Annotated in this window: 11 protein-coding genes and 1 pseudogene; 7 read left to right on the top strand and 5 right to left on the bottom strand. The window is 67.5% G+C overall.

Translation table 11 applies throughout. From position 1 onward, the window contains the following. Window positions 1-184, top strand: a pseudogene (locus WAX14_RS17435) (hypothetical protein); the annotation flags it as partial. A gap of 4 nt (window positions 185-188) precedes the next feature. On the opposite strand, the gene WAX14_RS17430 reads toward WAX14_RS17435, so the two are convergent. After that, complete coding sequence (locus tag WAX14_RS17430; RefSeq protein WP_422629308.1) at window positions 189-617, bottom strand: NUDIX hydrolase; 429 nt, start codon at window positions 615-617, stop codon at window positions 189-191. A gap of 230 nt (window positions 618-847) precedes the next feature. Between WAX14_RS17430 and WAX14_RS17425 the strand changes: the two genes are divergently transcribed. Genes WAX14_RS17425 through mnhG form a run of 6 tightly spaced genes read left to right on the top strand, consistent with a single transcriptional unit; the run spans window position 848 to window position 7,055 of the window. Then, window positions 848-3,685, top strand: coding sequence for a Na+/H+ antiporter subunit A (locus WAX14_RS17425; RefSeq protein WP_422629307.1), 2,838 nt, complete (start codon window positions 848-850; stop codon window positions 3,683-3,685). Then, window positions 3,682-4,332: a Na(+)/H(+) antiporter subunit C gene (locus WAX14_RS17420; protein WP_422629306.1), complete on the top strand. Its 651-nt coding sequence runs from the start codon at window positions 3,682-3,684 to the stop codon at window positions 4,330-4,332. The genes WAX14_RS17425 and WAX14_RS17420 overlap by 4 nt, the downstream gene beginning before the upstream one ends. After that, on the top strand, window positions 4,329-5,915 hold the full coding sequence (locus WAX14_RS17415) for a Na+/H+ antiporter subunit D (protein WP_422629305.1): 1,587 nt from the start codon (window positions 4,329-4,331) through the stop codon (window positions 5,913-5,915). The genes WAX14_RS17420 and WAX14_RS17415 overlap by 4 nt, the downstream gene beginning before the upstream one ends. Beyond that, window positions 5,912-6,466 (top strand): Na+/H+ antiporter subunit E, encoded by a 555-nt coding sequence (locus WAX14_RS17410; RefSeq protein WP_422629304.1) that lies wholly within the window; start codon window positions 5,912-5,914, stop codon window positions 6,464-6,466. The genes WAX14_RS17415 and WAX14_RS17410 overlap by 4 nt, the downstream gene beginning before the upstream one ends. After that, on the top strand, window positions 6,463-6,723 hold the full coding sequence (locus WAX14_RS17405) for a monovalent cation/H+ antiporter complex subunit F (RefSeq protein WP_422629303.1): 261 nt from the start codon (window positions 6,463-6,465) through the stop codon (window positions 6,721-6,723). Before WAX14_RS17410 ends, WAX14_RS17405 begins: the two co-directional genes overlap by 4 nt. Continuing rightward, window positions 6,720-7,055 carry a monovalent cation/H(+) antiporter subunit G gene (mnhG, locus tag WAX14_RS17400; protein ID WP_422629302.1) on the top strand — a complete coding sequence of 112 codons (336 nt, stop codon included), beginning with the start codon at window positions 6,720-6,722 and terminating at the stop codon, window positions 7,053-7,055. Before WAX14_RS17405 ends, mnhG begins: the two co-directional genes overlap by 4 nt. Here the strand turns inward: mnhG and WAX14_RS17395 are convergent. From WAX14_RS17395 to WAX14_RS17380, 4 genes are all read right to left on the bottom strand, one after another. Next, a complete protein-coding gene (locus WAX14_RS17395; RefSeq protein ID WP_422629309.1) occupies window positions 6,989-8,317 on the bottom strand; it encodes a DUF5933 domain-containing protein in 1,329 nt (442 codons plus the stop codon). The genes mnhG and WAX14_RS17395 overlap by 67 nt on opposite strands. 54 nt (window positions 8,318-8,371) lie before the next feature. After that, window positions 8,372-9,493 (bottom strand): glutamate--cysteine ligase, encoded by a 1,122-nt coding sequence (locus WAX14_RS17390; protein WP_422629301.1) that lies wholly within the window; start codon window positions 9,491-9,493, stop codon window positions 8,372-8,374. Between the two features lie 93 nt (window positions 9,494-9,586). Beyond that, window positions 9,587-10,219 (bottom strand): superoxide dismutase family protein, encoded by a 633-nt coding sequence (locus tag WAX14_RS17385; RefSeq protein ID WP_422629300.1) that lies wholly within the window; start codon window positions 10,217-10,219, stop codon window positions 9,587-9,589. A 59-nt stretch (window positions 10,220-10,278) separates the two neighbouring features. Beyond that, on the bottom strand, window positions 10,279-10,587 hold a 309-nt coding region (locus WAX14_RS17380; RefSeq protein WP_422629299.1), incomplete at its 5' end, for a LytR C-terminal domain-containing protein.

Genomic DNA, 10,587 nt, shown 5'->3' with positions numbered 1-10,587 from the left:
GGGTACGGGCCTCGCGCTGGGGTCGGTGCTGCCGGGGTCGGCGCCCGTCGCGGCACTCGGTGTGGTGTTGCCGTTCGCGGCACTTCCGCTTGTCGGGGCGGTGTGGTCGATCCCCGCGGACACGACCGTGGTCGTGGGTGCGCTGGTGGCGACCGGCGCGGTATGCGCGTGGCAGGTGCGCTGATCGCCTAGTCGATGACGCCGAGCGCGCGCAGGTGCTCGAACACGAGCATCGATCCCGGTGCGACCTCCTGCTGCGCCGCGTACTCGGCGACGGTGAACCAGCCGAGTTCGGCGATTTCCCCGGTGGGCTGCGGGTCGTCGGTGAGGTCGCCGCGGAAGCAGGTCAAGTGTAACCGGGTGCCGGCCGGGTGACCGTAGGCGATCGCCTCGAAAACCCCGAGTTCGGTGACACCGCGCAGCCCGGCACCGAGTTCCTCCCGGACCTCCCGGTGCAGCGCCTGCTCGGCGGTCTCGCCGGGTTCGAGTTTGCCGCCCGCCATGTAGAACACGGTCGCCCCGGCAGATCGGGTCTGCAGCATCCGGCGGTCACGGACGAGGGCGAGCGCCGCCGTGCGGATGATGGGACGGCCGAGTGCGCCGGATTCACAGGTCACGACCGCACTCTACGGAAAATGCGGACACATCGATCACCCACCGGTTCGCAACGATGCGAAGCGTGCCGGTAGGATGGCCGCAATCCGATTTGCCGTATTGGCGAACGGCATGCAGTTCGGGGCATCCCTGTTTCGGCCGTGTGCCGCGCGCACAAATGTAACCGTGTGTTCCGCCCACACTTGCAACCTGTTACACCCCGCCGCCAGGCCCGACCCCGACGGAGTGCCTTTTGCTCGCCATACTCATCGCCCACGCGGTGGCGGCCGTCCTCGCGCCGCCCCTGGTCAGAGTCATGGGGAGAAACGCGTTCCTACCCTTGTCGCTGGTGCCGCTCGCGAGCCTCGGCTGGGTCATCGCGAACTGGGGCACCGAGCAGCGCGTCCACATCACGTGGGCGGCGGCCATCTCGATGGACATCGACCTGCGGTTCGATGCCCTGGCTTCGATCATGTCCGTGCTGGTTCTCGGGATCGGCGCGCTGATCCTGGTGTACTGCTCCCGGTACTTCACCGACGACGAACCGCGCCTCGGCATCTTCGCCGCCGAGATGGTCGCATTCGCCGGCGCCATGTTCGGGCTCGTCACCAGCGACAACATGCTGGTGCTGTACATCTTCTGGGAAACGACGACGATCTTGTCGTTCCTGCTCGTGGGCCACTACGCGGAGCGTGCATCCAGTCGCCGCGCAGCGACCCAGGCGCTGCTGGTGACGACCGCCGGTGGGCTCGCGATGCTGGTCGGCATCATCATCCTCGGTCAACTGACCGGCAGCTACAACCTGTCCGCGGTCGTCGAATCCGCACCGCACGGCTGGCTCGCCGGCACCGCCATCGTGCTGGTGCTCATCGGCGCGCTGTCCAAGTCCGCGGTTGTCCCGTTGCACTTCTGGCTACCGGGCGCAATGGCCGCACCGACACCGGTGTCCGGCTATCTACACGCCGCTGCCATGGTCAAAGCGGGCATCTATCTGGTCGCTCGGCTCGCCCCGGCATTCGCCGATGCGGCGCCGTGGCGGCCGATCGTCATCACCCTCGGGCTGGTGTCGATGGTGCTCGCCGGGTGGCGGGCGCTGCGCGCGTTCGACCTGAAACTGATCCTCGCGTTCGGCACCGTCAGCCAACTCGGCTTCCTCACGATGCTGGTCGGTGTCGGCACCCGCGAGGCCGCGCTTGCCGGCATGACGATGGTGGTCGCGCACGCGATGTTCAAGGCGTGTCTGTTCATGGTCGTCGGCATCATCGACCACTCCACCGGCACCCGCGACATTCGCAAGCTCGCTCATCTCGGCAAGCGAGCCCCGTACCTCGCGCTGCTGGCGATCTTCGCCGCGATGAGTATGGCCGGTCTCCCACCGTTCCTCGGATTCGTCGGCAAGGAAGCCGCACTCGAATCGATCCTGGTCGCCGACGCATTGCCGGTGTGGGCGCGGATCGCGACGATCACCGCGATGGTGGTCGGCTCGATCCTGACGTTGGCCTACAGCATCCGATTCATCTGGGGGGCGTTCGGCCGCAAGCAACTCAAGCGGCCGAGCCCCGCCGTCCAGAAGTTCCACGCCCCCGACTGGCTGCTGTTGGCGTCACCGTCCGCACTGGCACTCGGCGGGCTGGCCGGCGGACTTGCCGCACCGTGGATCGACGCGCTGCTCAGTCCGTACGCCGACACCCTGCCGTCGAGCCTCGACTACCCCTATCACCTGGCGTTGTGGCACGGGTTCACGGTGCCGCTGGGGTTGACCGCGATCGTGGTCGTCGGCGGTATTGCGATGTACCTGGCGCAGCGCACTGTCGCACGGCTGCGATTCGAGCACCCGCCGCTCGGCAACGCCGACCGCATCTACGACGCGACCCTGCGCGGTATGGACACCCTGTCGATGCGGCTCACCGGCACCACGCAGCGCGGTTCGCTGCCGCTGACGCAGGCGACGATCCTCGTCACCCTCGTGGTCCTGCCCACGGTGCTGTTGCTGACCTTCGGCCCCGATACCGCACCCGCCATCCGGTTGTGGGACACCCCGTGGCAGGTCCCGATCGTGCTGATCATGTCGGCCGGCGCACTGGCCGCGACGGTGCTGCGCAACCGTCTCGCCGGGGTGCTGGTCGTCGGCCTGACCGGGTACGGTCTCGGTGTCCTGTTCGCGCTGCACGGCGCTCCGGATCTCGCACTCACCCAGTTCCTGGTCGAGACGGTGACCCTCGTCGTGTTCGTGCTGGTCCTGCGCAAACTTCCCGCCGAAGCGGACCGGTCGGTCGACGTCGGCAAACGCCTCCCCCGCGCGCTCCTCGGCATCGCCGTCGGTGTCGCCGTCACCGCGATCGGCGCGTACGCGGTCGCTGCGCGCAGCACCGACCCGGTGTCGCTGCTGCTCCCGGACGCCGCCTACCACCTGGGTAACGGCAAGAATGTGGTGAACGTGCTGCTCGTCGACATCCGGGCGTGGGACACCATGGGTGAGATTTCGGTGCTGCTGGTCGCGGCAACGGGCGTCGCGAGCCTGGTGTTCCGCACCCGCCGGTTCGGGACGGCACCGCGCGTCGCCGACGCACCCACCGCGCAACTCGACGCCGTCAATGCCAGCACGGAACGGACCTGGCTGCTCGGCGGCGACTTCATCGATCCGCGGCATCGGTCGCTGATCCTCGAGGTGACGACCCGCCTGGTGTTCCCGACGATGATGATGTTGTCGGTGTACTTCTTCTTCGCCGGGCACAACGCTCCCGGCGGCGGCTTCGCGGGCGGTCTCGTCGCAGGGCTCGCGCTGGTTCTGCGGTATCTGGCCGGTGGCCGCTACGAACTCGGTGAGGCCGTGCCCATCGACGCCGGAAAGATTCTCGGGCTCGGGCTGACCTTCTCGGCGGGCACCGCGCTGGCCTCGTTGTTCCTGGGTGCGCCCGCGCTCTCGTCCGCGACCATCGAACTGACGTTGCCGCTGCTCGGCGACATCAAGCTGGTCACCGCCATGTTCTTCGACCTCGGTGTGTACCTCATCGTGGTCGGTCTGGTCCTCGATGTATTGCGCAGCCTGGGGGCACGACTCGACGCCGAGACGATCGGAGGCCCCCGGTGAACAGCGCGAACATCGCTCTCCTCACGGCCGTCGGTGTGCTCACGGCGACCGGTGTCTATCTGCTGCTCGAACGCAGCATCATCAAGATGTTGCTGGGCCTGCTGCTCGTCGGCAACGGCATCAACCTGCTGATCCTCACGCTCGCCGGCCCGTCCGGTAGCACACCCATCGTCGGGAGTTCCAACGATCTGCACGATTCGATGTCCGATCCACTGGCGCAGGCGATGATCCTCACCGCCATCGTCATCACCATGGGTATCGCGGCGTTCGTTCTGGCCTTGACCTACCGGTCCTACACGATCCGGGCACGTGACGAAGTCGAGAACGACCCCGAGGACACCAGGGTGTCGCGCCGGCGGGCCCCCGCCGACGCACCGGACCGAGACCGCTCCGACGACCCGCTGACCGGTGAGCCGAGCAAGAGCGGCGACGCATTCGACGCCGAGGGCAATCCGATCCCGCTCGACGCGCTCACCAACATCGAGGATCTCGAAGCCTACGAGGACCTGCACGACGGCGACTTCGACGACGAAACCGACTCGGCGTACACGGACGTGCATGCCGACGACGACACCGGCGGTAACGACCCGAACACCGGTGACGACCGGGACAGCGGCAACTCCGCACCGAAGGGAGACCGCCGATGACGCTGTCCGCAGCCGCACTGATTCCCCTGCCCGTCCTGATTCCGCTGCTCGCCGCGGCGACCACCCTGATCCTCGGCCGGCGACCCCGCGCGCAACGATTCGTGACGGTGACCGCGTTGACCGGTTCCCTGATCGTGACAGCCCTACTGCTGTTCCTCGCCGATCGTGACGGAATCGCGGTGCTGCAGGTCGGTGGCTGGGAAGCGCCGATGGGCATCTCCCTGGTCGTGGACCGGTTGGCCGCGTTGATGCTGGTGGTATCGGCGATCGTGTTGCTCGCCGTCATGCTGTTCGCGGTCGGGCAGGGCATCCACGACGGCGACGAGCAGCAACCGGTGTCGATCTTCCTGCCCACCTATCTGGCGCTGACTGCGGGCGTGAACATCGCCTTCCTCGCCGGTGACCTGTTCAATCTGTTCGTCGGTTTCGAGGTGCTGCTCGCCGCCTCGTTCGTGCTGCTGACGTTGGGGGCGAGCGCGGACCGCGTTCGGGCCGGCGTCTCGTACGTCATGGTGTCGATGGTGTCGTCGCTGATCTTCCTGGTCGGGATGGCCTTCGCGTACGCCGCGACCGGCACGTTGAACCTGGCGCACATGGCGGTGCGTCTGGACGATGTGCCGTCCGGTACCCGCGTGGCGATCTTCGGGGTGCTGCTCGTCGCGTTCGGCATCAAGGCGGCGGTGTTCCCGCTGTCGGCGTGGTTACCGGACTCCTATCCGACCGCGCCCGCCCCGGTGACCGCGGTGTTCGCGGGTCTGTTGACGAAGGTCGGCGTGTACGCCATCATCCGCGCACAGACGCTGCTGTTCCCGGGCGGCGAACTCGACAATGTGCTGCTCGTCGCGGGTCTGCTCACGATGCTCGTCGGGATCCTCGGTGCCATCGCCCAGAACGACATCAAACGTCTGCTGTCGTTCACCCTGGTCAGCCACATCGGCTACATGATCTTCGGTATCGCGCTGTCGTCGGAGTCCGGCATGACCGGCGCCGTCTACTACGTGGCGCATCATATTCTCGTGCAGACCACGTTGTTCCTGGTGGTCGGACTGATCGAACGGCAAGCGGGGTCGGCGTCGCTGCGCAGGCTGGGTGGTCTGGCCCTGGCGAGCCCGCTGCTGGCGATCCTGTTCCTGATCCCGGGCCTGAACCTCGGCGGTATCCCCCCGTTCTCGGGATTCATCGGGAAGGTCGCGTTGCTGCAGGCCGGTTCCGAGGATGGTTCGGTGCTGGCCTGGACACTCGTCGCGGGCGGCGTCGTCACCAGCCTGCTGACCCTGTACGTGATCGCGCGTGTGTGGTCGAAGGCGTTCTGGCGGGCCCGCGCCGATGCACCGGAAGGTGAACTGGCCGACGTCGCACCGTCTGCGCTGATCGACGAGTCCGCTGCGGACATCGCCTTCGACGACCGCGCCGACGTCGGCAAGATGCCGTTCGCGATGCTCGCTCCGACCATCGGACTCGTCGTGGTCGGGTTGGCGCTGACCGTGTTCGCCGGTCCGCTGCTCGACATCAGCGAACGCGCGGCGGCCGGCTTGACGGATCGTTCGGTCTACATCGAGGCCGTACTGGGAGGCCCACGATGAGGTTGACACGGTCGGGTGCCCTGCGGTTGTTCGTCCTGAGTTGGATGACGTTCGTCTGGGTGCTGTTGTGGGGCAATCTCAGCGTCGCGAACGTGCTCGGTGGTGCCGCCGTCGCGGTACTCGTCTCGGTGGTGTTGCCGCTGCCGAGAGTGGCCGTCGAAGGCCGCGTGCACCTGGGATCGGCCGCGTACCTCGCGGTGGTGATCTTCGTCGAATCGATCCGGTCGACGATCGCGGTCGCCTGGCTCGCGATCCGCCCGGCCCCGCCACCGGTGACCGGTGTCCTGCGCTGCCGGCTGACGATCAAGTCCGATCTCGTGCTCACGCTGTGGACGGACATCATGAACAACATTCCCGGCACGATGGTCCTCGAGATCGACCAGAACCGCCGGATCATGTACGTCCATGTGCTGGATGTGAGCACCGACCGTGCCGTCGCCGACTTCTATCGTTCGGCGCGGCGCATCGAACGATTGCTCATCCACACATTCGAGCGGGACGTCGACTGGCAGCCCAGCGCGTGGAAGAGTTCCTCGGAGGAAACGCCATGACGACGATACTGACCGTCAGCGGCATTCTGCTGCTGATCTCCTCGCTACTCATCACATATCGGGTGCTGGCCGGTCCGACGTCGCTGGACCGCCTGGTCGCGGTGGACGCGATCCTCGCGATCGCGATGTGCGGGCTTGCCCTGTGGGCGGTCTACAGCGGGGATACGACGATCGCCCCGGCGATCGTGGCGCTCGCGCTGGTCGGGTTCATCGGTTCCGTGTCGGTCGCCCGGTTCCGGGTGCGTGACGACCGATGAACACCGCGATCGACTTCGCCGGCCACATTCTGATCCTGATCGGGACGGTCATCTCACTGACCGCCGCGATCGGCATCGTCCGGTTCCGCGACACCCTCTCACGCATGCACCCGGCAACGAAACCGCAGGTGATCGGCTTGCTGTTCGTGCTGGGCGGCGCCATGCTGATCCTGCGCGGCAACGTCGACATCTGGATGCTGGCACTGGCAGGCATGTTCATGGTGCTCACCGCACCGGTCATCGCGCACCGGGTCGGCCGGGTCGCCTACCGCGAACAGTTGGGACGTGACGGACTCATCGACTCCGACGACGAGCCGACTTCCGGTTCCTGAGCGGGGAACGCCGAGCGGAACGCGAGCACCATCGCCGCCAGCGAGCCGAGCAGCAGCGGACCCGCGATCAACGCGTGCTGGGCCAGCACGCCCGGCAGATAGCGGTAGACGACGAGTTGTGCCGCGATGAGCAGGACACCGCCGGCGACCAGCCTGATCCGGAACAATCCCCACCCACGGTCCGGGTCGCGCAACGCCGATTCCAGGGTCAGCACCAGCACCGCGCCGGTCACCAGATCCACGCCGTAGTGGTAGCCGAACCCGAGGGTCGCAGCGAGGGTACACACCAGCCATCCTGTGCCCGTCCATCGCAGCCACCGCGGGCCGCTGCGCGAATGCAGGAACAGAGCCGTCGCCCATGCGGTGTGCAGACTGGGCATGCAGTTGCGGGGAGTCGCATCGTCGAACGGGATCGGCGCGGGCTGCGGGTTCCACGGGGCCCACGAGGGCCAGGCGTCGGCGATCTGCCAGCCGTCGCCGGCGTCACCGAACGCGAACACCGGGCCGACCACGGGAAACAGCACGTAGAACAGTGGTCCGACCAGACCGATGAGCAGGAACGTGCGCACGAGGTGATGTGCCGGCCACGGGCGCCCGGCGCCGACATTGCGCAACTGGTACACGGCGACGACGATGGCCGCGACGGGCAGTTCGATATACACCCAATGCAGCACCGCGTACGCGGGCGAGCCGAGCTGGTCGAGGAGTTGCCCCGCCACCCACGACGGATTGCCGAGCGCATGATCGGCGAGCTGGACGTACTCGTCGAGCACGTCGGGGCCGGCGAGGACGGTGATCTTCAGCCACGCATCCCCGATCTTCACCGACAGGACCAGCAGGACGCCGAGCCCGATTCCGCGGAGCGCGCCGCGCCGGGTCTCGCCGGTCAGCACGGTCACCGCATAGACGGCGAGTAGTCCCAGCACGATCGTCGGGCCGTTCCCGACGGTGAGCGGCCCGCCGGTCAGGTAGCGGTCGGCGAGGAATGCGGTGTCGATCAGCACGGCGACACCGAGCGCCGGCCAGCGATCGCGGACGGTCAAGCCCACCGTCGCCAGGACCAGCCCGGCCCACGGAACCGACGCGGACTGTGGGACTCCGGCGATGTCGCCGAACAGTCCCGGCAGCGGGCCGGTGAATCCGGCGTACCGTGCGACGATCTCGGCGAGCACGATCCCGGCGACCGCACCGCTCAACGCGACCGGCACGAACCAGTGGGCACGGGGGCGCGGTACCAGTTCCGCGGGTGAGGCTTCCGTCATCGACACCGGATGATGGTAAACACCCGGTGAACATGGCCCGAACCGCGGCCGTCGTCAGTGACGCAGCTCGTCGACCAGCGAATCGACGACCGCGACGAGGTCGCCGGCGTTGGCCTCCGCGACGCGACGTTGGCGCTGGTAGGAGGCCCCGACGACGGGTATGTCCGCGACCGTCGCCAGTTCGTCTGCACAGCCGAGTCGCGCCGCGGTCGGTGTCAGTTGTTCGAGCAGGTCGTGCAGGTCGTCGGTGACGAGTCTCTCGTTGCACGCCGGGTCGAGGATCACCTCGGCGTCGAGCCCGTACCGCGCGGCCCGCCACTTGTTCTCCTTGACGTGCCACGGCTGCAACGTCGGCAGTTCCTCACCGCGTTCGAGGCATTCGTCGAAGTACACGACGAGGGAGTGGACGAGCGCGACGAGCGCGGCCAGTTCCCTGCGGTTGGTGATGCCGTCGAACACCCGGACCTCGAGGGTGCCCCACTTCGGCGCCGGCCGAATGTCCCAGTGCATGCCGCCGGGTTTGCCGATGACACCCGATTTGAGCTGATCTTCGATGAACGATTCGTACTGGGCCCAGTTCGCGAAGTGATAGGGCAGTCCCGCGGTGGGCAACTGCTGGAACATCAACGCCCGGTTGCTCGCATAGCCGGTGTCGAATCCCGCCCAGATCGGCGACGACGCGGACAGCGCCAGCAGGTGCGGATACTTCACCAGCATTGCGTTGAGGATCGGGACGACCTTCTCCGCCGACGAGACGCCCACGTGCACGTGCACGCCCCAGATGAGCATCTGCCGTCCCCACCATCGGGTCCGCTCGATCATCTCGTCGTAGTCGGGCGTGCGGGTCACCACCTGGTCGGTCCACTGGGCGAACGGATGGGTTCCGGCGCACATGAGGTCGACGCCGAGCGGATCCGCGGCGGCCCGCAACAGATCGAGCGACTCGGACAGATCGTCGACGGCCTCGGCGACCGTGTCGTGTACGTCCGTGACCAACTCGACGGTGTTGCGCAGGAACTCCTTGGTCAGCCGGGGGGTCTGTCCGGCATGCGCCTCGACCGAGTCGAACACGACCGCAGCGGTGTTCGACAGATCCCGCGTCGACTTGTCGACCAGCGCGATCTCCCATTCCACACCGATCGTGGGGCGCGGCGAACCGGGGAACTCAACAGACACATCCGAATCCAACCACAGTGCCCGCACGACCGATTGCCGGTCGCGCGGGCACTGGGCGGTGAAGTGCTGTGAAACGTATTACTGGTGCCCCGATCAGCCGATCACGCCGCACGCGAGACGCGCGCCGCCGGCGGTTTCCTCGTGCACAACGACGGACGTGCCGTCAGGGCCTTCCAGATCGGCGATCGTGAAGGCGGTGGTGGTGACGGTGGCCGTCGCGGTGCCGTCAGCGCCGACGACGAACGCGCCGAGGTCGCCGCTTTCCGGGACGGCGGTGTGGCCGGGCGCCTGCAGGTGTCCGCCGGCGGACAGGAAGTTTCCGGGTTCACCGCCGGTCGGCGCCGTCGAGTTGGGTTCGCACTTGCCGATCGAATGCACGTGCACGCCCCGGTAGCCGACGGGCAAACCCTCCAGGGTGATCGTCACGTCGACGGCGTCACCGTGGCCGGCGAATGTCACGGTGCCCGCGTCCCCGCCGGTCGGGGTCTGCAGGGTGGCCGACAGTGATTCGGCACCGTGAGCGGATGCGCCGCTGGTGGCGGTCTCGTGGGTTTCGCCGTGCGCGCCGGTTTCCGGCGCCGACGAACCGGTCCACACCGGCGGGGTGGTGCCGGGAACGTCGGACGGCTCCTGGCTGTTGCTGCAGGCGCTCAGGCCCACCGCAGCGATCGCGACGATCGGGGCTAGCACACGCCAGGACATGCGACGGGTGGAACTCGAGGCCATCAAACCGCTCCTTCGAAATGCCGGAAAGTCACACGATCATAACCGGGCCGGGCTCGCCGTCATTGCGAGGTGACGATGACGATGACACCGGGTGAGGAGTCCGCGATACCCGCGAATCGGGGCTGGGCGGTCACCCCGAGGGCCGCGGCGACAGCTTCGGCGGTCTCCTGTTCGCCGCGGCCCGTCCCGTAGAAGACGGAAGTGGTGGCGATCAGTCCGTCGCTGTAGTTGCCGGTCTCGCTGATGGTGAACCCGTCGTCCTCGAGCAGGCTCGCGGTCTGCGCGGCCAGGCCCGCGACCTCACTGTTGTTGAACACCCGCACCGGTGCCGCCGACGCGGGCGCGAGGCCGGTCAGGGACGACGTGCT

Origin of the sequence: Rhodococcus sp. (in: high G+C Gram-positive bacteria) (assembly GCF_049299235.1) — a bacterium.
Lineage (GTDB): Bacteria > Actinomycetota > Actinomycetes > Mycobacteriales > Mycobacteriaceae > Rhodococcus.
The sequence above is the reverse complement of the archived record's forward strand: the minus strand, read 5'-3'. Positions and strand labels throughout refer to the sequence as shown.